This window comes from Vibrio sp. B1FIG11, from assembly GCF_905175335.1.
GTDB classification, from domain to species: Bacteria; Pseudomonadota; Gammaproteobacteria; order Enterobacterales; family Vibrionaceae; genus Vibrio; species Vibrio campbellii.
Map to the genome: position 1 here is coordinate 1457797 of NZ_HG992751.1, position 25277 is coordinate 1483073.

Annotated in this window: 24 protein-coding genes and 2 pseudogenes; 22 read left to right on the top strand and 4 right to left on the bottom strand. The window is 45.2% G+C overall.

The window, feature by feature from the left end:
* The first annotated feature begins 33 nt into the window (after positions 1 to 33).
* From KHO06_RS06590 to KHO06_RS06665, 16 genes and pseudogenes are all read left to right on the top strand, one after another.
* Entirely contained in the window at positions 34 to 2109 is a 2076-nt protein-coding gene (locus KHO06_RS06590; RefSeq protein ID WP_212582271.1) for a protein-disulfide reductase DsbD domain-containing protein, read from the top strand.
* On the top strand, positions 2106 to 2618 hold the full coding sequence (locus tag KHO06_RS06595; RefSeq protein WP_038889907.1) for a protein disulfide oxidoreductase: 513 nt from the start codon (positions 2106 to 2108) through the stop codon (positions 2616 to 2618). The genes KHO06_RS06590 and KHO06_RS06595 overlap by 4 nt, the downstream gene beginning before the upstream one ends.
* Before the next feature lie 105 nt (positions 2619 to 2723).
* Positions 2724 to 3353 carry a class I SAM-dependent methyltransferase gene (locus tag KHO06_RS06600; RefSeq protein ID WP_038889908.1) on the top strand — a complete coding sequence of 210 codons (630 nt, stop codon included), beginning with the start codon at positions 2724 to 2726 and terminating at the stop codon, positions 3351 to 3353.
* 25 nt (positions 3354 to 3378) lie between these two features.
* Positions 3379 to 4134: a class I SAM-dependent methyltransferase gene (locus KHO06_RS06605; protein WP_212582272.1), complete on the top strand. Its 756-nt coding sequence runs from the start codon at positions 3379 to 3381 to the stop codon at positions 4132 to 4134.
* Positions 4135 to 4212: 78 nt separating this feature from the next.
* Positions 4213 to 4983 carry a phospholipase A gene (locus KHO06_RS06610; RefSeq protein ID WP_212582448.1) on the top strand — a complete coding sequence of 257 codons (771 nt, stop codon included), beginning with the start codon at positions 4213 to 4215 and terminating at the stop codon, positions 4981 to 4983.
* A gap of 45 nt (positions 4984 to 5028) precedes the next feature.
* Positions 5029 to 5561: pseudogene (locus tag KHO06_RS06615) on the top strand (GNAT family protein).
* Entirely contained in the window at positions 5558 to 5971 is a 414-nt protein-coding gene (locus KHO06_RS06620; RefSeq protein WP_050910843.1) for a hypothetical protein, read from the top strand. The pseudogene KHO06_RS06615 and the gene KHO06_RS06620 overlap by 4 nt, the downstream one beginning before the upstream one ends.
* Before the next feature lie 337 nt (positions 5972 to 6308).
* Positions 6309 to 7442: a toxin gene (locus KHO06_RS06625; protein ID WP_212582273.1), complete on the top strand. Its 1134-nt coding sequence runs from the start codon at positions 6309 to 6311 to the stop codon at positions 7440 to 7442.
* Positions 7443 to 7652: 210 nt separating this feature from the next.
* Positions 7653 to 8501: an MBL fold metallo-hydrolase gene (locus tag KHO06_RS06630; protein WP_212582274.1), complete on the top strand. Its 849-nt coding sequence runs from the start codon at positions 7653 to 7655 to the stop codon at positions 8499 to 8501.
* 167 nt (positions 8502 to 8668) lie between these two features.
* Positions 8669 to 9805: an efflux RND transporter periplasmic adaptor subunit gene (locus tag KHO06_RS06635; RefSeq protein ID WP_038889915.1), complete on the top strand. Its 1137-nt coding sequence runs from the start codon at positions 8669 to 8671 to the stop codon at positions 9803 to 9805.
* Entirely contained in the window at positions 9798 to 11069 is a 1272-nt protein-coding gene (locus KHO06_RS06640) for a TolC family protein (RefSeq protein WP_045378964.1), read from the top strand. The genes KHO06_RS06635 and KHO06_RS06640 overlap by 8 nt, the downstream gene beginning before the upstream one ends.
* Positions 11066 to 12310 (top strand): ABC transporter permease, encoded by a 1245-nt coding sequence (locus KHO06_RS06645; RefSeq protein ID WP_162093203.1) that lies wholly within the window; start codon positions 11066 to 11068, stop codon positions 12308 to 12310. The genes KHO06_RS06640 and KHO06_RS06645 overlap by 4 nt, the downstream gene beginning before the upstream one ends.
* A 2-nt stretch (positions 12311 to 12312) precedes the next feature.
* Positions 12313 to 13596 (top strand): ABC transporter permease, encoded by a 1284-nt coding sequence (locus KHO06_RS06650; protein ID WP_212582275.1) that lies wholly within the window; start codon positions 12313 to 12315, stop codon positions 13594 to 13596.
* Positions 13597 to 13615: 19 nt separating this feature from the next.
* A complete protein-coding gene (locus KHO06_RS06655; RefSeq protein WP_038889919.1) occupies positions 13616 to 14308 on the top strand; it encodes an ABC transporter ATP-binding protein in 693 nt (230 codons plus the stop codon).
* Positions 14309 to 14567: 259 nt separating this feature from the next.
* Positions 14568 to 15551 carry a YopT-type cysteine protease domain-containing protein gene (locus tag KHO06_RS06660; RefSeq protein WP_212582276.1) on the top strand — a complete coding sequence of 328 codons (984 nt, stop codon included), beginning with the start codon at positions 14568 to 14570 and terminating at the stop codon, positions 15549 to 15551.
* Entirely contained in the window at positions 15551 to 15979 is a 429-nt protein-coding gene (locus KHO06_RS06665) for a CesT family type III secretion system chaperone (protein WP_005535790.1), read from the top strand. Before KHO06_RS06660 ends, KHO06_RS06665 begins: the two co-directional genes overlap by 1 nt.
* Positions 15980 to 16045: 66 nt before the next feature.
* Here KHO06_RS06665 and KHO06_RS06670 read toward each other — a convergent pair whose 3' ends face one another.
* From KHO06_RS06670 to KHO06_RS06680, 3 genes are all read right to left on the bottom strand, one after another.
* Positions 16046 to 16660 carry a 3'-5' exonuclease gene (locus KHO06_RS06670; protein ID WP_045421519.1) on the bottom strand — a complete coding sequence of 205 codons (615 nt, stop codon included), beginning with the start codon at positions 16658 to 16660 and terminating at the stop codon, positions 16046 to 16048.
* Between the two features lie 231 nt (positions 16661 to 16891).
* On the bottom strand, positions 16892 to 19051 hold the full coding sequence (locus KHO06_RS06675) for a peptidase domain-containing ABC transporter (protein ID WP_212582277.1): 2160 nt from the start codon (positions 19049 to 19051) through the stop codon (positions 16892 to 16894).
* The gene (locus KHO06_RS06680) at positions 19051 to 20298 is read right to left on the bottom strand and encodes an HlyD family efflux transporter periplasmic adaptor subunit (protein WP_244858384.1); all 1248 of its coding nucleotides are present in this window, start codon (positions 20296 to 20298) and stop codon (positions 19051 to 19053) included. The genes KHO06_RS06675 and KHO06_RS06680 overlap by 1 nt, the downstream gene beginning before the upstream one ends.
* 659 nt (positions 20299 to 20957) lie before the next feature.
* Between KHO06_RS06680 and KHO06_RS06685 the strand changes: the two genes are divergently transcribed.
* The 6 genes and pseudogenes from KHO06_RS06685 to KHO06_RS06715 all read left to right on the top strand — a co-directional run bounded on the left by KHO06_RS06685 (position 20958) and on the right by KHO06_RS06715 (position 24391).
* Positions 20958 to 21092, top strand: a complete 135-nt coding sequence (locus KHO06_RS06685; RefSeq protein WP_212582279.1) for a class IIb bacteriocin, lactobin A/cerein 7B family — start codon at positions 20958 to 20960, stop codon at positions 21090 to 21092.
* 13 nt (positions 21093 to 21105) lie between these two features.
* Complete coding sequence (locus KHO06_RS06690) at positions 21106 to 21243, top strand: class IIb bacteriocin, lactobin A/cerein 7B family (protein WP_212582280.1); 138 nt, start codon at positions 21106 to 21108, stop codon at positions 21241 to 21243.
* A gap of 367 nt (positions 21244 to 21610) precedes the next feature.
* Positions 21611 to 22202, top strand: a pseudogene (locus KHO06_RS06695) (putative oxygenase MesX); the annotation flags it as partial.
* Between the two features lie 568 nt (positions 22203 to 22770).
* Positions 22771 to 23463 carry an HNH endonuclease gene (locus KHO06_RS06705; RefSeq protein ID WP_193255521.1) on the top strand — a complete coding sequence of 231 codons (693 nt, stop codon included), beginning with the start codon at positions 22771 to 22773 and terminating at the stop codon, positions 23461 to 23463.
* Entirely contained in the window at positions 23460 to 24104 is a 645-nt protein-coding gene (locus tag KHO06_RS06710; protein WP_086581883.1) for a hypothetical protein, read from the top strand. Before KHO06_RS06705 ends, KHO06_RS06710 begins: the two co-directional genes overlap by 4 nt.
* Positions 24105 to 24172: 68 nt before the next feature.
* Complete coding sequence (locus KHO06_RS06715) at positions 24173 to 24391, top strand: nucleotidyltransferase domain-containing protein (protein ID WP_244858385.1); 219 nt, start codon at positions 24173 to 24175, stop codon at positions 24389 to 24391.
* Between the two features lie 282 nt (positions 24392 to 24673).
* On the opposite strand, the gene KHO06_RS06720 is transcribed toward KHO06_RS06715, so the two are convergent.
* On the bottom strand, positions 24674 to 25186 hold the full coding sequence (locus KHO06_RS06720) for a DUF2165 domain-containing protein (protein WP_212582281.1): 513 nt from the start codon (positions 25184 to 25186) through the stop codon (positions 24674 to 24676).
* Positions 25187 to 25277: the final 91 nt, after the last annotated feature.

The following is a 25277-nucleotide window of genomic DNA, read 5'->3' on the forward strand; positions in this document are numbered from 1 at the left end:
ACCACATGAAAAAAAACGACTCAAGCCGCGTTGATGCTTATCATGACGCTGGCGCTGAGCTTATTCTCGCTAATTGCCCAAGCACAAACGACAGACACGGGATGGCTGACCAACCCGCAGCATCCACCTGTGCAAACGCGCTTTGTCTTAACGGGCCAGCAAGATCCAAATACCAACACACTCACTGGTTACCTTGATGTCAAACTGACCGGTGATTGGAAAACTTACTGGCGCTCGCCGGGTGAGGGCGGTGTTGCGCCATCTATTGATTGGGAAAAATCACAAAACCTCACCAAAGTGGATTGGCAATGGCCGTACCCGCAGAAATACGAGCTGCTTGGTATCGAGACGCTAGGCTACAAAGGTGACACAGTCTTCCCAATGACGCTGCACGTCGAAGAAATGAACAAACCAGTGACGATTGATGCGACGCTGACCCTGTCTTCATGTACCACCATTTGTGTACTAACCGATTACCACATTCAACTGTCTTTCCTACCTTCCGACCTACAAGTTGATGAAGGAGTTATGTTCACTTACGCGCAAGCGGTGAGCAGTGTGCCTCAAGCTTCACCATTTGTTGAAGTGACAGAAGCAAACTGGGATGCAAACCAATCTAAGCTACAAATCAAACTGACTAACTCACAAGGTTGGCAAAAACCAGAAGTGTTGGTTGATGGTGTCGACGAAGCAACCAACGATTACAGCTTCAAATTGGAAGGGCTGCATCAAGAGGGCAATACGCTTACTGCCAACTACCTAGTGAATACTTGGTTGGGTGATGTAGAGCTGGATAACCAATCGGTTTATGTCTCAATCAAAGACAACAACTTACTGGCGCAAGAAACCGCGCAAGCCAAAGCGGGTGTGATTACTGAAGCCTTACCAAGTACATCACTGGTGAACATTTTCTTGTTCGCGTTACTCGGTGGTTTGATTCTGAACATCATGCCTTGCGTGCTACCAGTATTGGGCATGAAGCTAAGCAGCATCGTAGCGGCACAAGGGGTTGCACGTCGTCAAATTCGTACTCAGTTCGTAGCTTCTTCGCTAGGTATTCTGACGTCGTTCTGGTTACTGGCTGGCTTTATCTTAGTGCTGAAGCTAACGGGTAATGCCATCGGTTGGGGTGTGCAATTTCAAAGCCCTTGGTTCTTAGGCTTAATGCTGTTGGTAACTGGACTGTTTGGTGCCAACATGCTTGGTTTGTTTGAAATTCGCCTGTCATCAGGTACCAACACTTGGTTAGCGTCGAAGGGCGATAACTCGCTATTTGGGCATTACGTGCAAGGTATGTTCGCGACTCTGTTAGCAACGCCTTGTTCAGCTCCTTTCCTTGGCACTGCGGTGGCGTTTGCGCTAGGTGCAGACGTAGTGACTCTGTTTGCTATCTTCACTGCATTGGCGTTAGGCATGGCACTACCTTGGATCTTAGTGGCTATTTTCCCTGGCATTGCGTTGAAACTGCCAAAACCAGGCCAATGGATGAATGTCGTGAAAATCGTATTTGGCATCATGATGCTGGCAACCAGTGCTTGGTTATTGTCACTGATGGCGAATCACTTGCCGGTATTTTGGGTCATTCTGATCGGCTTGGTTGCGTTCATCGTTATCATGGCGAGTGTTAAGCGTATTTATGGCAATAAAGCGTTAGCGATTTCCGGCACGGTTTCGTTGATTTTGATTGCTGGTGGTCTGGTACTAGGCAGTGTGACTGCAAATCACTGGGCGACGCCATTGCCAGAAGATTTGGCTTGGGAAAAACTGTCAAACGAAGCGATTGCAGACCACGTGAAGAATGGCCGGGTGGTGTTCGTCGATGTGACTGCCGATTGGTGTGTGACTTGTAAAGCCAACAAGATCGGTGTGATCTGGCAAGATCCGGTTTACTCACTGTTGCAAAGCCCTAACGTCGCGACGCTGAAAGGCGATTGGACACATCCGAACGGCTCTGTGACCGACTTCTTGCGTGCACATGGTCGCTTTGGTGTGCCATTTAATATCGTTTATGGTCCAGCTGCGCCAGAGGGGATTCCTCTACCAGTGATTCTGACTGACGATGTTGTGGTGAAAGCCATCGAACAAGCGAGCGGAGGCACGATTAAGTGAACACAGTAAAAAAGCGCAAGTCGCTCAAATACTGGCTTAGTCAAGCGTTGCAAATGGTGCTCATGGTGACCGTGATTTCGGTCGCCATGGATTGGTACCGCACCAAAGACATCCCTAAAGAGCAAGCGCCGCCTCTGAGTGCGATCATGGCCGATGGCGAGTTTGTCGATGTGATTGCCAAAAGTCATGAAGAACCGGTGGTTGTGTACTTTTGGGCAACTTGGTGTCCGGCGTGTAAGTTTGTTAGCCCAAGTGTGAGTTGGTTAAGCGATTACTATGAAGTGGTTGCAGTATCCGGCGCATCCGGACCGGAAGAGCGCGTCCAAAAGTTCATGCAGGCGAAAGACTACCAGTTCGACAACATCAACGATCCGAAAAGCAGCATTATGCAAGAATGGAGCATCAGCGTGACGCCGACTATCTATGTATTAAAAGATGGAAAGGTAAGCTCAATCACCACAGGTGTTACGACACCAATAGGCATTTTAGCAAGGATCTGGATGGCCTAAATCAATGTGTAGCATGTCGACTTTTTTCACGCTTTTACAATAACATAGGTGTTTAAGTGAATATGGCGTGCTACATTGGCAGCGTTCAATGATAAAGGAGGAATTATGGACGTTGCCAAAATGTATGATGAAGTATCTGAGCGCTATCAGAAGTTAATTAAAGACAGCCAATACGTTGGCCCACATTGGGTAGATGAAAAGTTAAAAACACTCGATCTCAAACAAGTCTCAGCTCTCGATTTGGCTTGTGCTACAGGCAGTATCGGGGAGGTAATCAAAACGCATTACCCAGAAGCTACTCTTCACGGCTTGGATATTTCATCCAAAATGGTCGATAAAGCACGCGAGACAAACTTCTATCAAAGCGTCAGCGTTCATAACCTAGACCAACCTTTCTCTCCGATTTTCAATCAAACCTTCGACATCATTACCGCACTCGGTTTCACGGAATTCCTTACCAATCCCCAGTCGCTACTGCAATGCATCGCTAATAAGCTCAATGCTGACGGACGCTGTTTCATCAGCTTCCAATGTCACGACCCAGATGGAAAAGACCTACCGAGAAATACCTACAGTGGCACCGTTGTACATACCGCTTACACTGAGAGCGAAGTCCGTGAGTTCAGCCAAAATGCAGGGCTTGAAGTGGTGTCTTTAGAAAACCTCGTCGGCTACACATCAGGTGCTGGCTATGTATGCCGTTACTTGCTCTTGGAGTTAAGAAAGCCAAGTTAATCAATTAAATAAACAGGGACTGTTTTTGAAGACACAAGACTTGAGTGAGTTCGCATCGGGAATGGAATACGATGCGCAGTATGATAAACATTACGAAGATGATATCGCTCTGATACAAAAGCACATCACCACGATGAGTGCTCGAAGTTTGTTGGATGTGTGTTGTGGCACGGGTATTGTCACGATACCTGTCGCCAAGAAACTCGATAATGCTGTCGGTATTGATATTGCCGAAGGAATGCTAAAACATGCTAAACATAAAGCACAGGGATTAGATAACCTTTCGTTTTTGCAGCAGGATGCCACTCAATTCTCTCTCGATAAATGCTTTGACATTGCGATCATGACGGGCAACGCTTTCCAAGCTTTCCTCTCCGATGAGATGCTCGTTGGGGTCCTTAATTCGATTTCTAATCACCTTAACAAAGGTGGTCGTTTCATCTTTGATACCCGTTTACCAACGCCCGATAACTTAGAAATTGATGCTGAAATGTCGCTGTGGCAGGCCTATGAATTGCCCGAAAAAGGCGAAGTGAAGTACATGGGGATGAGCGAACGTTATGACGCTGAAAGTGCAATCCTTTATTTGAAGAAAGAACGTCACTATCAAGATGGCTCAATAACACACTCAAGTATTGATTTGAAATATCGAAAGTTATCTGAAATTGAAGCATTTCTTGCTCAGGCGGGTTTAAGTATTACCGAAAAATACAGTTCTTGGGCAGAAGAGAAGTTTTCTGAAAATTCAAACAACCTAATCTGCGTTGCAGAGAAGCTTTGATTGATTCAGCAAATTAGAGGAAAGCTGCTAATTATCTTCTATATTGAATTCAGAAAGTTACAGATCAAAAGGATGATGATGTTTCACTGTAAAAAGTTAGGTTTATTTACGGCGTTTTTATCAGCTGTTACAGCAGACGTCTACGCAGAAGAAAAGCGCTTTTCTGCTCATGAAGACAACTATTTATTACCGTTTTATACCGAGTCTAAAGTAAACCAAGCACGCTTTGCTCCAACCAATCCAAATGGGCACGACGCAAAGGACGTGTTGGTCCAGTTCCAAATAAGCATGAAGTATAAACTCCTAGTGTTTGGGGATGATGGCTTATTTGTCGCCTATACCCAGCGCTCAAATTGGGAAGCGTACGATGACTCAGCATACTTTAGGGACGATCAATACAACCCTGCTATTTTTTATCGTTGGAACTTAAACCCTTGGCGTATTTCGCTTGGTTTCGAGCATCAATCCAATGGTGCGGGTGGCAGCGACGAAGTCAGTTGGAATCGCGTCTACCTCGATAACAAATGGCGCTTTGAGTCTGGCTTTGTTCGCTTTAAAACTTGGTTTGATGTTGGTAGCAATCATTACAATCCAGATATTGTGGATTTCCTTGGCTATGGCGAGCTAGAGGCGGCTTGGATTTCTGAAAATGATCACAAACTGAAACTCACCGTATCGAATCTTTTTACTGAAGGCTGGGAAAAGGGGTTCTATCGCGCATCTTGGAACTTCCCCGTTTGTCAGGGGTTAAGAGGTTATATGAAGGCAGAAACGGGTTACGGTCTCACAATCTCAAATTACAACTTCGATGAAAGCGCGTTTGGGGTTGGCTTTGCGTTCGACTTTTAGTGCCCGCCCTTTAACGTCCCGAAAACGTTTTTGAGAGGGAAGTGAATGAAACTTGAAGCGCAACACGTGGCAATTCGTCATATTGAAGAATCGGATGCTGTGCCTCTCTTTGATAATTACCTCGGCGATGAGAAAGCCTGTTTGTATCTAAACCGACAAGCGCATCTAAGCTCAACTCAAACATTGCAATCTATTAACAGATGGCGAAGCCAGTACGAGTGGCTCACCCTAATATCTTGGTACTCGCAATCGAAGAAATTGTCTCTCAAGTCCCCATTGGTTGCTTGGTGTTAATCCCTGAAAAAAGCAGCAGTGAAATTCATTTTGGTATTTCTAGAAATTATCAAGGTAAAGGGTATGCGACTCAGGCTTGTATGCTGGGCATAGAGTATCTAAAAAGTATCGGAGTCGAGGAGGTTCATACAGCTCCTCATATCGATCATCAAGCCAGTATTCGCGTGCTCGAAAAATGTGGGTTTAAGAAACAAGGCGTGTTGAAAGAGTATGCGGTTTTTCCTGCCCTTAGCGACGAACCTCAGGATTGTTGGTATATGCGGCTAAAAGAGTTGAAAGCATGAAATGGCTAATATGCTTAATGGCTCTCATTGGATATGAAGCAGTAGCAAATGAGAGGCTTCAAACTGCTGTTGAAGAGACTCCATATTCGGCTGTTGTGCTACTCACTGGTTTTGAAGGACCGGAGCAAGATGGCGGAGATAACTACTATAAAGTTCAAGCTAAGGTGCTGAATGGGATTCGAGGCCATATTACTTCTAAAATCACTTTCGATATGTACACAGAGGTTGGAGATACCCCTAAAATTGGAGTTGATCCAATAGTCATCACTCTCTGTCATGATGAGCAAGGGTACTACTGGCCGGGAACGGGTTCTGAATTCACAGTTACCCAAGAACAAGTTTTGATAGCGAAAGAAGCCGCTAAGAATCTATCTGACGGGCAAATAGTTTTTGCACATTGCGACCAGTAGAGTCTGGCGCAACCAAGCTCAAAACATGTTTAGGCTTTATTGTCTCTCCCGCTAAAGCTGTTCAACGTGACTAGGAGACACCATGATCCTTACCACTGTCACTAAACCTATCGCCTTGAGTAATCCTCCAGTTAAGTGCTGTTAAATTGGAATCATTGTCACTGTGTCACTTTCTAATTGTGTAATCACATTTTAATTTTTGACGTTGATATGATTATAACTAGTGTGTAAGTAAACGATTGCCTAGTGATTCTGAGCGTTTTATAAAATCGATATTATTGATGATTAGTCACTGCTTTAAGATGAAGTTTCCGCTTCTTTTGTAGAGTGTTACTTCATGCCTAATCTTGATGAACTAAAAAGTAAAACCAGTACGGGTGGAGGCTACAAGCCCGTTGATGACACCGTAAAACCACCACCAAAGCCTCCCGAATTAGAACAAACGGTTCAAGAACGCCTCGAGCGGCAACGAAGAGAGCGTAAAGAAGAGTTAACCTACAAAGCAGAAGATGAAGAGCGTTGGGCTGCGAATCGTGAGCGAGCGGCTCAGAGTTCTGCTGCAACTAGCTCTAAACCGGCTCCACCGCCACCTCCTCCGCCAAGAATGGCACCGCCACCGCCGCCTCCTCCGGCAGGAGGTATGCCGCCACCACCACCGCCTCCGATGGGGGGAGGGGCTCCACCACCTCCACCAGGGCCAGGTGCACCGCCACCACCAGGAGCGAAGAAAGCTGCACCGGTCGATGATGAGAAAGAGTTTGTCCCAATTGTACTGAGCAAGCCAGAGATGGCAGGGGATGAGGCATCAGAGACGTGGAAAACGGAAGATTACGTTGATGTAGATCGTTTGAATGCGAAAATCAGTGCGTTGTTTGGTATACCAAATCCGGGAGTGAAGGTTAAGAGCGTATCTCATGAAGAGATGTTCAATAAGATAAAAGCGCAGCCGGGTTACGAAAATATGGAATTCAACCATGAGAAATTGAATGAGAACCCAGCAGCATGGACATCACCTGATGGCACTATCTACATGGGAACGACCGCGCCGGATTATTCGTCTGGAGGCAAACTTGACGCTGCCAAGATTCGATCGACTATCGTTCACGAAAGTTTGCATGCTTCTTCGTGCAAGCACACGGGATTTCAGGGGCCAGAAAGTTTGGCCGTCCCCAACACCAACTACGATGAGTATGTGACGGACTATTTTGCCAAACAAGTCTACGACGAGCTGTTCCCAGGAGCGGTGTACAAAACCGCTTATTTCACCAAAGACTTTAATAATAAGCCGATGCACTGGGGCGGCAACCTTCTGAAATTTATCGTGGACTCTGGCCGTACTACAGAGAAAGAGCTCATCAATGCGTACTTCAAAACGGGTAAGACTCCGACACTCTCTGGAGAGAATCTAGATAAGTGGAAGAAATACGCTAGACAGGATCGAAATAAGCTCAAATATAAAGAGAAGAAATAACAAAACTGAAACGGATTTGCTCTCTTCTTCAGCTCAATGCATTTTATCAAGTCATCCAACGCTCGGCAACATTTGCCAGCGTTGGCCTTGTTTCTCTGTCATGTTGTAAATCACTCTCTAGTCACACAATTTCAATCAAGGCTTCCGAGATGAATGAAACCTCGTTATTGTCTCTGCGATTCATATAGTTCAACGCAGTAAGGAGACATTATGATCGTGACCACCTTGGTTGATAATTCACGCATAGAGGGGAGAGATGATCTCTGTGTTGAGCGTGGTTTATCGCTACACATTGAGACGTCGGGAATGAACATTCTCTTTGATATGGGGAGTGGACAAACGTTTTGTGACAACGCGCCTCGACTTAATGTGGATATCCAAGCCGTAGATTTTGGCGTTGTTTCTCACCGACACCATGACCATTGCAACGGTGCCTCTTATTTTCTTGAGCGGAATGAAACCGCGAAGATTTATTTAAAGGCATGTGGCGAGCAAGATTACTACTTTCGCGCCTTTGGTTTTAAGAACGATGTTGGCATCGATAAAGCGCTGTTAGAGAGCGCAAATAACCGTTTCGTACTGATTGATCGAACGACAGAAGTTGCGCCCAATGTTCACGTGATTACCGAGATATGCGATCGCTTTGCACAGCCAAAAGGCAACCAGTACCTGTATACCCAATCGCATGGTGGGGGCTACGAGCAGGACATCTTCGAGCACGAATTGCTGCTTGTCATCAAAGAAGAAGACGGCTTGGTTGTCTTTACGGGCTGTGCGCACAGCGGTGTGCTGAACATGATTGAAACCGCCACAGAGTTATTCCCAAACTGCAAAATCAAAGCGGTGGTGGGGGGCTTTCATCTTGTTGGTTTACCAGTATTGAATGGTATTGGTGGCACTAAAGACGATATTAGAACATTGGGCAGAGCGCTGTCGAAATATCCAATTGATAAGTTTTACACCGGCCATTGCACAGGAATGAAAGCGTATGGCCTTTTAAAAGAAATACTTGGGGACCGTCTAGAGCATTTACCGACAGGTAGAAGCGTAAACCTATAAGTTTAGACTCATACGACTTAGTGGATTATCCATCTAGTTTATTGTCAATAGCACCTGACATAGCTATACCAAATACGACAAATTCGCGACATTAAAGCCGATATGATTCTAGAACTTTATGTTCATAAGATGGTCACAAGACTACACAAAAATAATCGGTATCAATAATGGCAAAAATTTGGCTTGTCTCTGCTGTGAGCGTTGCATTGCTTGGCGGCGGTGCATATTTTTATCTGCAATCTTCCACTCAACCAGAGGCGTTTCCAACGCTGGCGGTGGAAAAGGGAACCATTGAAAAACAAGCGGTAGCGGTCGGCAATATTGTCCCTGCACACTCGGTGTCTATTAAGTCGCAAATCGATGGCATCGTGGGCGAGATGTACGTGCAGGTCGGTGAAAAGGTCAAGCAAGGCCAAGCATTGATTAAGGTTCGCCCAAACCCGACGCCGCAAGCATTAACCGATGCATCAACAGATCTCATGCGCAGCGAAGCCGACTTAGAATCCGCTAAGCAAAAGCTGGCTAACCTTGAAAGCTTGGTGAAACAAGACATCATTCCAAACAACTACGACGAATACGTCAGCGCACGCTCAGCAGTAAAATCCGCTCAAGCGAACGTACTGCAAAAGCGCCAGAATCTAGAATTGATCCGCAGTGGCGAAGCTTCCATTGGTGACGCCCGTTTAACCTCAACCATTTATGCACCAATCGATGGCACAGTATTAAACCGCAAAGTAGAAGTGGGTGAGCCAATCATCTCGACCGAATCCAGCCAAGCGGCGACAGAAATGATGTCTCTGGCAGACATGAACAGCCTGATCTTCAAAGGCAGCGTCAGCGAGCACGATGCCGCGCAGCTTTCCCCGGGCATGCCTGTATTACTTACCGTTGCGCCTTATCCTGATATGGAAATTTCCGGTGTGTTAACCAAAGTTGCGATCCAATCAGAGAACCTTAACTCGCCAGAAGGTAACGCGACGGCAAAAAGCTTTGATAACGGATTTGAAGTGGAAGTTGGTGACCTGAAGATCCCGAAAGAGATCTTACTGCGCTCGGGTTTCTCGTCCACAGCACAAATCACACTGAAGAAATCCGAAAACGTCTTAACCTTGCCAGAACGAGCACTGCAATTTGATGGCGATACACCAAACGTATTGATCCCAGATAGCTCAGAGCAAGGTTTCCACAAACAAAAAGTGAAACTTGGTTTGTCAGATGGCATCAACGTAGAAGTATTGGACGGCGTTAAGCTAGACGAAGAAATCATCGATAACAGCATGATGATGGGAGCCGCGCATGGCTAAGCGAAATCTATCTAAAATCGGATGCGCGATTCTGGCCGCCACACTCAGCTTACCAAGCTATGCCATCTCGATTGAACAAGCATGGCAACAGGCGAAGCAAAATGACCCGAACTACGAGAAAGCCAAAATTGGTGTTCAACTCGGTGAAGTGGGTGTTGATGCAAGCCGCAGCTCACTCTTACCCGGCTTAAGTGCGACGGCATCGGCGAATTGGAATGAATCCGCCGACAACACCAACAGTTATGGTGCATCGCTTTCTCAAACCATCTGGGACAGCAGCTTGTGGTCAGATTTGGATCAAGCCAATGCCAACTACATTAAATCTCAGCTAGAGCTCGCTCAGTCACACAATGAACTTGCACAAAGGCTGCTCTCGTCTTATTTGGATGTGGCAAGCGCGCAGGGGGATCTGCAACTGGCGCAGTCCAAACTGGAAGAAGGCAACAAACTGCTGAAGATCATCGAGAAGCGTTACCGAGCAGGTAAAGTGAAATCCGTTGATGTCGAAGAGATCCGTGCGACACAAGTTGCCGATAAAGCCGGTATTTTGAATGCGCGCTCAGATTTAGAAGTCAAACGAGCAGAGCTGGCGGCTCTGATCAACCAAGTTCCACAAGACGTTGACCAAATTCGAACAGACTCCCTTGTTCAACCGCCAATGATGGTGGAATCGCAAGAACAATGGTTAAAGCTTGCTAAAGACAGCAGCCCAGAGTTGCTGGTGGCTGCCCAGAACGTCAAAGCCAGCGAGTTTGCTAAAGACTCAGCCCAAGGTGGTTACTACCCAACGGTGAAAGGTAACGTTGGGTATAACGATGATGACCGACGCAAAGACGGCGAGTTCAGCGCTGGCATCACCCTAAGTGTACCGATTGATTTGAACGGCGCAACGCGTGCCAGAGTGGACGAAGCGTCACTCAATACCCTCAGCGCAAAACAAGATTTACGTCGAGTCGAAATCGACATCCAAAAGCGCGTGATTCAGCAATTTACTCAAGTCGACATCAACTGGAATCAAGTCTTAATGGCGAGCGAGCTGGTGACTTCTCGTGAGAAAGTGTTGCGCAGCAAAGAGAAACTTTACGATGCGGGCTTGTTAGAAGTCTCGGAAGTGATCAGTGCGCACAACAGTTTGTTTGAAGCTAAAAACAGCCTGCAAAACAACCTGTACAACTACTGGCGTCAGCGTATCGGCTTGTTGCAAACCGCAGGTAAGTTAGATGACGACACCATGGTACTGATCTCCCGAGCATTTAATTCATGATCCGTCTATTGCAGCAAACTTTATTACAGCAAACCTTATTGCAGCAAACATGGCAAACACTGATGGCGCATCGCATGAAGAGCATGCTGGCCATCGTGGCTATTGCTTGGGGTGTGATCTCGGTTGTGGTGTTGATTGCATTGGGTGAAGGTTTTTATCGCCATCAAACTCAGCAGTTGTCATTTATGGTCAACAATGTGCAAGTCGCCTTTCCGTCGAGCACCAGCAAACCTTGGCATGGCTTACCACTGAGACGCCAGATCCAGATCCCGCAGGATAAGGTCGATATGATCGAACAATCGGGTTTTGTGAAACAAGCATCCAGTGTTTATGCCAAGTGGGATGCGAACGTCACCAATGAAAAAGGGCAGAACCTGACGAGCTTCGTCAGTGGTATTGACTCCCATTATTTCTCGTTGATTCAACGTAAGTTAGAGCAAGGTTCGCGTAACCTTTCACCCAGTGATATTGCCAACCACACCCGCGTTGCGATTTTGGGGGATCAAGTCGCTAGGATGGGGGGAATTCATGTCGGGCAAACCACCAAAGTCAATGGCATTCCATTTTTGGTGATCGGCATTATGAAAGACGAAGATGCGGGCATTTCATTTGGTGACAGCCGCAGAGTTTTCATCCCTCATACCACGTACCTCGATTTGTGGGATACCAAGCCTTGGATGCTGCTACTCAAGCCTGTCGACGGTATGGATGGCAACGCATTCCGACAAGCCATCGTCAACTTTTATGCCAAACAATTGCACTTTGACCCGACCGACAAAGAAGCGATTAACTTGCCAGACTTTAGCGAGGGAGCGGCGGTGATCACGGGTATTTTCCGCGGCATTCAAATCTTCCTGGGTGCTAGTGGCGCAATGACCATGGCCGTTGGTGCGCTTGGCGTTGCGAACATCATGTTCCTCTCTGTGACAGAGCGAACGCGAGAAATCGGTGTACGCTTGGCAATTGGCGCGACGCAAAAATCCATACTCAGCCAGTTCATCCTTGAAGGATTGTTATTGGTGGCCGTTGGTACCGCTCTTGGCTTAATGGTGGCTTACTTGGTGGTCGCACTGCTCGGGTCTATGCATTTACCAGATTGGTTAGGTTTTCCTGTGATTACGCCAGATTCCATTACTTGGTCATTATTGGTGACTCTCGTTCTGGCGCTGCTGGCGTCTTACTTTCCGGCAAGGCGAGCATCGCGTCTCACCCCCGTAATAGCATTAAGTGCGAGGGCGTAAATATGTTGCTACCAATGAGACAAATCTTTCAGGAAATGGCAGCAGAAAAGCTGCGTTTGGGATTGACCATTCTTGCTGTTGCATGGGCGACCCTATGTATCGCTGCCATGCTGGCGGTGGGCGAGGGCATTCGCCAAGGCGTATTAAGAACAGCGCAAGATGGGAATGGGAACCTGATTTACTTAACCGGAGGCATGGCGACCGTCGATTATGGCGTGTTCCACCAAGGTAAGTTTCTCACCTTGAAAGCCGATGATACCGACGTAATTAAAGCCCTGCCAGAGGTGAAAAGCGTTGCGCCAACCGCCGTTTGGGATGAGCGCATTACAGTCGGCGATCGAGGAATATGGCAAAAACCACTCGCCGTCACGACAGACTTCGCATCGATGACCAACTTAATCCCAATGGATGGCGGACGTTGGCTCAATCCACTTGATCAAAAAGAGATGCGTAAAGTCGTTGTGTTGGGCTATTCACTGGCTGCGGACTTGTTTAACCCTAATGAAGACTTTAGTTGGTTTGCCCCCGTGACACTGCAAACCAATCCTGTCGGTGAAAAGGTCAAGATTGGCACGGAAGAGTTCACCGTAATTGGCGTGTTGAAGAAGAACAGCGCCGAAGTTGAGCAGGGTGACCAAATCAACTACGCCAGCTTTGTGCCGTTAGCCACGTGGCAACGCTTTCATACTAACGGTGATATCGGAGGCATCAACGTCGAGCCGCAAGCTCATGCTGATCGTGAAAAACTGGCAAAGACCATTCGTCAGGTGATTGCTCGTAAACACGGCGCCAGTGTGAGTGATGAGCAAGTCGTCCAAGTGGAAGACATGTTCCTCAAACAGAAAAGCATGCAGCAGTTCTTGATTGGCTTACAAAGCTTTCTTGGCATCATCGGCTTTGTCACGCTGGCTGTGGCGGGCGTAGGAATTGCGAATGTCATGTACGCGACCGTAAAACGTTCCACCCGAGACATCGGTGTGCGCATGGCGGTCGGTGCCACGCCCACAGCCATTCGTCTTCACTACCTAGTGCAGTCACTGATGACCATGATGCTCGGCGGTGTACTGGGGTTAGGTGTGACGTACGCGCTTGTATCGGCCATCAGCGCCATAAACCTAGAAGGCAACACCTTCTATGAACACCTTGGAAAACCCGTCCCTGAGCTGTCTTGGCTCGTGGTTGCGATAGTGATTTCCACCTTAGTGTTCATTGGTGTCGCTTCTGCATGGCTGCCTGCAAACCGCGCCGCAAAAGTGAGCCCGTTGGAGGCGCTGCAAAGTGAATAACAAGAATTCTGGAGACAAGATGTCGAACACGCCACTGGTTGATTTGACCAACATTTGTAAATACTACTCAAGCGGAGAGGCGGAAGTTCGTGCGCTAGATGGCGTCGACTTGACCATCAACCAAGGGGAATTTCTTTCCATTCTTGGTCCGTCTGGCTCGGGTAAATCGACTCTGATGAACATGCTGGGCTGCCTAGATAAACCGACCGATGGCCAATACCAATTAGGTGGTCAAAACGTCGCAAGTTTAAGCCCGAACGAACTAGCTGGTATTCGCAACCAAAAGATAGGCTTTGTCTTTCAAAGCTTTAACTTGTTGGAATACGCGACAGCATTGGATAACGTGGCACTGCCGTTGGTTTACTCTGGAATCAAAGCCAAAGAGCGCCGTCAACGCGCCGCTAAATTGCTAGAGCAAGTCGGACTAGGGGATCGCCTCGACCACAAACCAAACCAGCTTTCTGGTGGTCAAAAGCAGAGAGTGGCGATTGCTAGAGCCTTGGTCAACGATCCACAAATCATCTTAGCGGATGAGCCAACGGGGGCATTGGATTCAAAATCCGGCGCAGAGATTGAAGCCTTGTTCAATCAACTCCACGCTGAAGGCAGAACCTTGATCATCGTGACGCACGATAACGCCCTAGCAGAACGCACCAAGCGCATCATCACCATCAAAGATGGTAAGGTGATTTCGGATAGAGTGCCGCAGTAACCGTTTCTATGTTTGCCAAAACTCAACGCATAGGGAAATAAAGCTCTGAGGGCAATGATGGTTGCGAAAATCATCATTGCCCTCTACTCAAACAGAACCACTACAACGATTTCTTTGCCTCAAAAATACACCCGTCCCAACTCTCTTCAAACAAGCTCTCTGATCAAATCAACAAAACAACGACCATGACTAACAGCCCAACTTCATCGCTTTGGTTAACCTTGCTGCATACAAAAATAAACAAAGAAAGCAGGTAGTTATGCAAGGTATTACTAATATTTCCTCTATCAGTGGACCAATCATCTCTGCACCAGTCAGCCAACCACAAAACCAAGGTCAACTTGGTGGTTTGAGTGCAAGCACGCAAATGACGCCAGATGCCATTCGCAACTTGATGCTGCAACAGATGAGTAGCGGTGCTACTGCAAACCCAGCACCAATCAGTTCGTTTTCTCTGCAAAGCGCGACACCAGAACAAAGCGCAGAGCCCCGCTCAAAGCTACAAAACTTCAAAACAGCGGTACAAACGCTGGGCGACCGTATTTTGCACGCTCTGGTTAGCACTAAAACCGCTTCATTGCGTAACTCGGCAGCAAAACACAACGGCGAAGTGACCATGAAGGTCTCTCAGGTAACGGGCAGCATCAAAAATGCCATCCTAAAAGACACCAACACCTCTGGCGGATGTTGTGAAGCACTGAGCGCTCATTGGATGAAGGCACGAGCAGAAGGCTCTAACCTTGGCGAACAGCTATTTCAATCAGGAACGGCAAGCGACAAAGGTAAGCTGAACAAAGAGACAATGCAGTCTGTCGCGAAACTGCAAACCGATGGCATGGTGGGTTATGACCAAGAAGCGATCACAGAAGGTTGGCTAAGAAGTAACAACATCGAATCACCTTACCGAGAACTTGGTGCATTATCACGTGTGCATGGGCAAACAAGCCGTGGCCGAAATGGTGCAGCAGAGCTTGCGGCGAAGATCGTTGATAACGGCCCTAAAACATCGCTATTGAAGAAGATCGGCCTTGAAGGTCCAAGCAATGCGCACGCCGTTGCCGCCGCGGTAGATGGAGAAAAAGTGACCTTCTTTGACCCGAACTTCGGTGAGTTTTCTTTCCCAAGCAAGGAAGATTTCACCAGCTGGTTTGTTCAGGATTTCTGGCACAAATCAGGCTATGACTTCCCGAAATTCGGCTTATCGGGAGAATTCAGCATCGTCAACTTGGAGGCTAACCACTAATGACAACCACATTCGATCACCTAGTTAAACACTTTTTCGAAAAGAACGGCCTAGAGAACCCAACCGCGCAAGATGGTATCTACAGCCTGTTGATTGACCAAAAGTATCAACTTCATTTCACGCATCAGAATGAAGAGTGGATGGTACTGTATGCAGAACTTGGTGAGGCAAACCCGATATCGGAGCAGCTGGCAAAGAGCAATATCTTTGGTGAATACTGGCCTGCGCACATTGTGTCGCATCAAGAAAACAGCGCCGTTTTATGGTCGCAACAACCGATGGCGATGCTAAATGTCGCAGCGTTAGAGGCGTGGACAGAGTGCTTTATTCAAGATCTTATTGAAAAGCAGGCGGCGATTTCTGGTGTAGAGCCAACGCCAGCAAGCGCTGAGCCAACCAATATCCGACCTCATATGATCTCGGTGTAAACCCCAGAATCTAAATTCACAGGGCATAAGTAACGCCCGCATGATTGGGCGTTACTTGTTTGTGGCTTAAGCGCGGCTTTTAGCCAGTAGCTGGTCCACTTTTCCTTTCGCTGTTTTACTTACCGTCTGCATAAACTTAAAGCTTGGCGCGACAATGCCCGATTGCTCAAGTTCTTCCACCATCAGCAACCATAGCTTTGCTGTTACCTGTGCATCGGCTAACGCGCGGTGGAACACACCGTCGTTTTCAATGTTCTTGTAACGAACCAACTCACCTAACTTGTGTGACGGCGCATCTTGAATAAGGCGTCTTGCCACCAATAAAGAACACGCGAACTCGCCAGAATAACCGCAGTCGATTCGTTCTAGTTCTGCGTCCAGAAAGCGTTTATCGAACGACGCGTTGTGCGCGATAAGATTCTCACCCGCAATAAACTCACTGAACGATGCCATCACTTCATTGCAGCTTGGCGCGGTGCGTAGCATGTTATTGGTAATGCCTGTGTAGCCCTCAATAAATGAGCTCACACGAAAGCCAGGATTCATAAGTTGCTGAAAACTATCGACCACCTCACCATCAACGATCTTAACCGCACCGATTTCAATCGCGCGATCACCCATATTCGGAGACAGACCTGTGGTTTCAAAGTCGAGTACGACAACGGAGTTAGCTTGAGGCATGAAGTTTTCCAACTGAACAATAAGGCGCAAGAGTATCGTTGAAAGTGGTGGAAAAGGGAAGGAGTGGTGAGGAGGTTAGTCGAGCGTAGGAAGACTATCTAAACCTAGGGTAACTTATAAATGCCCCATTATCATTCAGGGCAAATACTCACTCATATTCTGTTAACGTGATTTGCATTAGTTTTCGTTATGTAGCTAACTTTATTGCATAGTTGAATATAATTCTAACTGCTAACTGCTATCTTGCTGACTTAGCTCCTTTAGTGTGAACAACTTCCCCAAATGCATCACAAGTATCCTATTACTTTTGTTAATAGTCTCTGGGCGGTGGGCAATTATCACACGAGTAACAGGGAGTGAAGTGATCCTTTCTGATATCTTTGCCTCATTATCAGTATCGAGATGACTGGTAGCTTCATCTAAGAATAACACCGATGGCTGCTGATATAATGCCCTCGCTAGCAATAGTCGCTGTACTTGACCACCAGAGAACTGATTACCCATATCCCCAACAAGTGTATTGTAATTCATAGGCATCTTATCAATATCTTGATCTATTGCTGCCATTTGTGCACACTGCTGCATTTTTAGATAATTTGGTTCAGGGTCAAAAAACGTGATGTTATCAGCTACCGAACCTGATAATAATGTGTCATCTTGCATTACCGCCGCTATGCATTTTCGGTAATTAATTAATCCCAGATGAGTGATGTCGTGACCATCCAAAAGAATGCGCCCGTTGGTGGGGCGTAACAGCCCCAGCATCAGCTTTATTAGGGTTGATTTTCCGCTACCAGAAGAGCCCGTAATGGCTACTGACTCACCCGGCTCAACAACTAAATTGATATTATCCAATACTAGCGGGGCATCGTCGCTGTAGCGGAACGACACATTCTCCAATATCAAACGACCTTTGATATCTGTTAATGATTTATTACCTTCACGATGTTGCTCCTGCTGTTGCAGTGCGATATCAGAGATGCGGTCTAAGTGTAGTCGTAGCATCCTGAACAAAATAAGTTGCTCAATAAGGCTAACAAAACGCTCTGTAAGCATGTTCTTATATGCAATAAACGCCAGCATCATCCCTATACTCAGTTCGGCAGTCATAACCAAACTAGCAGCAAGAAAGATAATCAAGACATTTTCGATACCAAACAGCAGCTTATTCATCATGTCGAAACTGATGTTTAGTTTACCTAGGCGAATATCAGCATTGATCACATCTGCAAAACGGTTTTGCCATATACCTTGACGCTGCGACTCTCTCGTGAAAAGTTTGATAGTCTGAATGCCACGAATATTTTCCAAGAAATTAGTCTGCTCTTTAGCAGCAGCCTGAATCGACTCTTCTGTGGCCCGCTGCAGCGGTCTATACAAAGACAGCCGGAAAATACAATATAGAGCAACGGCAGCCAGTACTACGAAAGTAAGTTTAATACTATAGATCAGCATCATCACTAACACAGCTAAAGCCATCACACCATCTACCATGGTTTCCACTAAACCAGTAGTCAAACGTTCACGTATTTGATTCAATGAGCTAAAGCGTGACACTAAATCGCCCACATGACGTTTCTCGAAATAGTTAATCGGCAAGCGTAATAAATGCCTGAGAAGGTTAACCCCCATCTGTAAATTGAGTAAACTGGATACTCTTAGAATAAGCCAACTACGAGCACCGGTGGTGACTACGTTTATCAACACCATTAAGCCAAAACCAATGGCTAGCACCGTGAGTAAAGGTTCGTCCTGACTGATGAGTACTTCATCTACCACCCATTGCATGTAATATGGCGTAGCGAGAGAAAACACCTGCAACAGTAGCGACAACGCGGTTAATGAAAATAGAGCCTTACCGAAGCCAGTCATCGAACTCCAAAGCTGACTCAGTTCCATCTTCTGACGCTGATCTTGTTTTTTAAAACTCTTAGTTGGGGTCACCTCTAACGCAATACCTGTAAAATGCTCTGAAAATTCAGACAGGGTAAACTTGCGCTTGCCAACACTAGGATCATTAACCATGATTTTGTTCTTAGTTACACCTGTAAGTACAACAAAGTGGTTCATGTCCCAGTGGATGATACAGGGCAACTGCAGCTTACCTACCTCTTCTAGTGGACACTTCAGAGCGCGAGTAGCTAAGTTTAGCCCATCAGCCAACTCTATCATTTGATGAAGGTTCATTCCCTTAAGATCAGCATGATAGCGCTTGCGCATTGATGCCATATCTAATTTGTTACCATAATAACTCGACATCATAGCAATACATGCCAGCCCACATTCAGCAACTTCAGCTTGCAAAACAAGTGGGACATGAGTTTTGCCGGAGTATTCTAGTAACTCAGTAACTGACTGAAACTGATTATTCTGCGTTATATCTTGTGACATTATCCCAACCTCCCTTTTAAGCTATAAATCGGGTCAAGGATCCATTCAATTAGCGAACGCTTGTCCAAAATGATATCCGCTTCAAACAACATTCCTGCCTTTAATGGAAATGTCTCACCATAAGCAACTACCTGCTTACTAGATAGCTTGGTGCGTACCCGATAAACCGGTTCAGTCAACTGAAATGGCAAATCCGCTTCACCATCAACAACCAATGACTTGTCAATTCGCACAACTTCACTGGTGATCGAGCCAAAGCGCTGGTAAGGAAAAGCATCAAAACGTAACTTGGCGGTGTGACCCACCTTCATAAACCCTGACGAACGCGTTGGCATCAATAATTCTGCAACCAGAACTGCGTTTTCAGGTAGTAAAGTTAACAATGGACGACTACTAGCAATAAACTCTCCCTCAACCACCGGTATAGCAGCAACAACACCGGACTCAGGTGCTTCAATTACATAGCGGTAATTGGTCTCAGTCTCACTAATAACTCGCTGTAAGTCCGCTTGTTGACGTTCAATATTAGAACGTTTCAAAGCATACTCACTAGGCAACAAGGCCAACTGTGCCAATAAGCTATTACGTTCGGCACGTAGATTAATTACACTAGTTCGGGCATTATGAAATTCTTGCTTTAACGTGAGACTTTGTTGTTGCTTATCTTGGTATTCAGACAAAGACAAATAACCATCATGAAACAACCTGTCTTGTTGGCTAAGTTTATTTTCTTGTAGTGAAAGTTTATCTTCTGCGATTTGCATCAGCTCGTTATAAGCCTCTAACTTAGCATCAACATCTTTAATCGCTTGTTTGACTCGCTGTAGTTCCTTTTGCTTAATTTCATCTTGTATTTTAAGTTCTGCAGCTAGCGAGAGCAGTTGTAACTTATATTGCTCAACAACGACTTGACTAAGTTGTATACCACTACTGGTACCTTGACGTAGTACTAGCGTAGCCAAAGGCTGCCCCTTGAGCACTAGTTCACCCTCGCTCACATGAAGTTGTTCGATAGTGCCTGCTCTGGAAGCATAGGTTTTAAGAACCCCCTTTTCCGGAACTAAATAGCCTCGAACAGTTTCTTTACGGGTATATTCCGATACGAATAAAAACACAGCAATCATAACTACAATCATGCATAGCACTAAAGCAACTCCATATATGGATGCCGGTTGGGCTAAAGAAATACTTCCATAAAGGCGTTGCTTTTGAGCATCAACTGCTTGCTGTCTGAATAGAGAGCTCATTACGACGTCCTTAAATACACTCCACAAAAACACCTTCTAAAAGTGCGACTAAAAAAGTTAGCAGGTAATTACCAATAATAATACTGCTAGCGGCTATAATAATGACCAAACGAGGGTAAGGATTAAGGTGAGACTTTAATATTAATTACTTTATAATAAAAAATATTATTACTAACGCGACGATGTACTATGAGAATGGGTTAGCTAATGATATTTCTCCACTAGTAAGTTCTTTCTTTTTTTTAAAATCCATTTATTAAGATACTTTGTATATAAACAACCCCTCATTTGGGTTAATTATATTTATCATGCCAATATTGTTGCTACAATGTTAATAAACTACCAAGTTTGGGGTTTGTGAACCTACTCACATATCTGCATTGGGGGTCACTTTGATGATCTGCACCATTAGTTTGGTACATAGGTGCTAGAAGCGAGGTGCGTCCATCACATCAAAGTCTATAGTTTGTGACTCCTTATCACATTATGTTGCTTTTATGTTGGATGTTTGTATGTGTTTGTGTAATTTGTAAGATGCGTAACATGTTCTAGGAGCTTAATGCTTCTGAGTTCGGAGGTTGTCTTACCTTTGAGCTTTGTGTATCTAAAATGTTGCGACTCAGCCTTAGGCGTAACCATGTATGACAAGGAGATTAACAATGAAGGAATTAAGCTTTCAAGAAACTCAAAAGGTGAGCGGAGGTATTGCTCCAGCTTTAGCTCTTGCTGCATTTAGCGGTGGTGCTGCCTTTGGTGCTGGTTTGTATACTTCCATTTATAACATGCTGAAATAAAGGAGATTATCTTATGAAAGAGCTAACGTTCGATGAAGTAAAGGAAGTGAATGGCGGTATTGCCCCAGCAGTTGCTGTCGTTGGCTATTTTGTCGCAGGAACAAGTTTTGGCGTCGGTCTTGCTAGTGCTATACATTGGGCGATGAAATAAGGAGGTACTATGACTTTAAGTGATTCTGTCAAAGTTCTTGCATTTATTGTAGGTTCGGTACTGGGCGCTTCTATTTATGTAATGAACATTTAGTAAAAGATCTTTTGTTCTATTTAAATTTTAACCCGGCAGTCGTTTTCAGTTAGGCACTGCCGGTATTTTTTTGCGTACGATGCGTTTAAAAACAGGGGGTACAAAATGCACAAGAAGGTAATAGGTACATATTAAGCTTTCAAAATGCTCTATTTTAAGAGCTTAGTTTATTCCCTAATGTAGTTCTTCATGTCTCAATTAACACAACCAACCCCCAAGAACAGAGTTAGGAATCAGTCAGCGTTAACTTAAGGAAATAGGATACCAACTCACCATGAATAACGATTTCAATTTTGCTATTAAAGGCATCCGTTTTGATGAGAACTACCAGCCATCAGACAGCACGCACATCACGACCAACTTTGCCAACCTAGCTCGTGGTGACAGCCGCCAAAATAACCTTCGTAATGCACTTCGCATGATCGACAATCGTTTTAATTCCTTGGCACATTGGGATAACCCAAATGGCGATCGTTACAGCGTCGAGTTGGAAATCATCTCTGTGGATATGGATATCCAAGGCAGTTGTGAGGCGTTCCCTTCCATCGAAGTGCTTAAAACCTACATTATTGACCACAAAACCAACGAACGTGTCGAAGGCATTGTCGGTAAAAACTTCTCTTCTTACGTGCGCGATTACGACTTTAACGTTCTGCTGTTAGATCACAACAAAGACCAGCCCCAATTTAGTATTCCTGCTTATTTTGGTAAGTTGCAAGGCAGCGGTGGCAAGGATGAATCGATAGTCTTTATCGACGCGGTTCACCCAACCTAATCAAAAAATATCTCATGGCTGGATACGTACTGGTCAGTATAAAGTGATTGAAACAACGGGCAATCGTAGTAGGTTGAACACTATTGGTGCATATTTCGGAGCGTTCTTATCATTCATTTCCGTTGTCTTTCAAGCAATTAACCCCTCACAACAAATTTGCCATACTTCAAGTTATTCATACTTTGCTAATGTTCGATTTTCCGAAACTCATTTTTGTCCAGAGGTGTGCGAGCGCCGATCACGGCAAACTGTGATCACGGCAAACACACCTTTGCCCCAAAATGAGTTTCAACCCACTGAATGGTCATGTCTCAGCTCAATCCCTTGAGCCCATTTTTTAATGTTAGATTCACCTATCGCTCGCTATCGGAGCCAAAACCGTTGACGCCGTCAGGAAGACCATTAAAAATCACCTCAAAGACCTGAGGAGGAGCGGACGAGAGAAGTTGGTGCTGTGAGTCCGGGATAAAGTATGTCGGGGAAGTCAAACAGTACAAGGACTGGGAGATGATAGCTAGGTCAGTCTAGTGTGACCGACCCAGCGACTAAGATTTTTGTGTTGAGGGAATGGGTTTGAGATAGATACTATTTGACTAGTTTTACGAGCTAACTTAGTGTGTAACATTGACGATACTCCACTAGTTGAGCAATGATTTACAATGGCAAAACGTAAAGCTATTCCCACAGATACAAAGCTACGCTTATTTGCAGAGTCATCTGGTCACTGCCAAAGACCAGAATGCTTAGACCCTTTATTTCCCTCTGAACTGAATGGTGTAAAACACATTGCTGAAATTGCGCATGTGCTACCTCATGGAGAAGCAGGTCCGAGAAGTGAAGAGATTCCAGAGGGTGAGTTTGAACCTGACTCCTTTGACAACTTGATTTTGCTCTGCCCTAAATGTCACACCATTATTGATAAAAACCCAGACGCCTATCCACGCGCCACTCTTTTGGCATGGAAACGTGATCATTTAGCTAACTTGGCAGTGAAACAAGGTATACAACTGTATGAGAGCAGAGCCGATGCAAGGGTAGCTATTGTGAGTAAATTAAGTGAAAACAGAGCAATATGGGAAAGATTTGCCCCGGTAGATGGCTTCGATTTTGAGTTCGACCCTGAATCCGAAACAGCCCTGCTTTGGAAGCAGCGTATGAAGAGTGTCATTTTACCAAATAACTATCATATTCAATCTGTTTTGGAAGCTAACCTTTCTCATATGACGCCAGAAGAACATGCAGTTTTTGCTGAGTTTAAAGAACACATACGAGGTCTAACTGATCGGCATGTTTGTGGTATTGCAGGTCAAGCAATTCGCTTCCCTAAAAAAATGGAGTCAATTTTTGAATGAACTGGCAAGTAAAATACGCTCTAGAAAATATTAATAAGAAACCTTTTAGCCGTTCTATTGCGGAATATGTTGATGGCGATGTAATTAAGATTACGACTGAGGAACAACCAGATGTTCTAGCTGTAATATCTGATGCGCTAACCATTACCAAAGATAGTGCCGAAGCATATCTAGCGGACAACCCCCAAATTGACTTCATTTGTGGCTATAGAAAAGAATGTGTTTGGCAGGGAGAAGCTATTGCATTCCTTCAAAGTAAGAATGTCGGGTGGGGTAATTTTGGAACCCTGTGCTCGGCGGCAAATACAGGTACAGCAAATACAGCAGAACATAAAGTATATAAATTTGCGGCTCGACTGATTCACCAATACGGCATAGTGGAGAGTGTTCATCGTGAACTTGATCGAGTTTTTTGCGTAACTCTAAAAAATGGACGTCAGGTTAGAGTTGGTATGATCCCTGACTATGAGCCTACGGCAGATAATATCCGAAGTTTTTGGGCAGAATTTGGTCCAGTGGATATTGCGTGGAACATTAACCCCAATGGCGAGCCATCAACCACGGCAAAAGGGGCCGGGGATGAGTTAGGTTGCAAGGTTTTGAAAAATGAGGGGATGAAAGCATATCTACAATCACTGTAATGACAGCTAAAGAAGTTGCACTGCATATAATTGATCAATGCCCGACGTTAAAGTTGTTTGAGGCATATATGTTTGGCTCGACTCTATATGGTGTAGGTCATGATATAGATCTTCTAGTTGTCGGTCCATCAGGTCCAACGCTCTCTACCTTGAAACAAGAAATTGCTGTTGCGGGGCGTGAACTGCCTTTAGACGTGCTGTATATGCAACCAGAAGAGGCGATTGAGACAGAGTTTGTAAATCGAGAGAATTGTGTACTTTTGTCTGTAATTGCCTCTGAGATTTAGAGTGAAAATTGTTCACTGTTAACGGTGTATCAGGGTAAAAGCAGCTAGAGAAAACATGCTGCTTTTATCGATAGCTTGGCCGAACCTTTTGGTTTTATGCCATACCTGAGCTAATTCATCTCTTACTATATTAGCAAAATAACTGACACGCTTTTGTCCAAAATTTTCTCAGGTTGAATTTTTACCCGTGGCACTTTCTAGATCGAAAGTGCCACTACGCAACTTTAAGTAAGCACATTAACTGGTTTAATACCTTGGTCACTAACGTTTCCGAACTGAATTTTAGTGTCGTCTTGGAGGGGGGATGATAATGTAAACCATGGTTAATAATATAAATGTGATAAAAGCATATGCTTTCATTTGGCCATTCCATTGGCTTGCCCACATTTGGAACCACTCAGCCCCAACAATAGCAAAGCCAAGATACCAGACTAAAGCTGCGATTGTACAGCCGATGATATAGAAGGCTTGACCTGTTTCAAATTCAGGGCGACGAATATTGCGAAGCATTTTAATTGAACCATAAATACAGAACAAACCGGCAGATATTTCACCTATGATAACGCCACAGTAACCTATGAAATGAAATGTTTCATCAGTAATCGCTCGCCCCATTAATGCTTTACCATCAAACCATGGTTCTAATGAATCCATAGCGAGTACGTGTTGAACAAACTGATAGTTACTATTAAAGTCCACGATGTTGTTGTAGCCAACTAAGGCACAGAAAATACCAACACATAAGCCGATAATGCCTTTCGAAATTTCATGAGTAGTCGTGAGTGATATTGACATAAACATTTTTCCTCAATTATATGACATAAAACTTGATTATAGTGCAGGAAATCTAACCCGCTAATGCCCAAAGCAATCAGTAGGTCGTAGA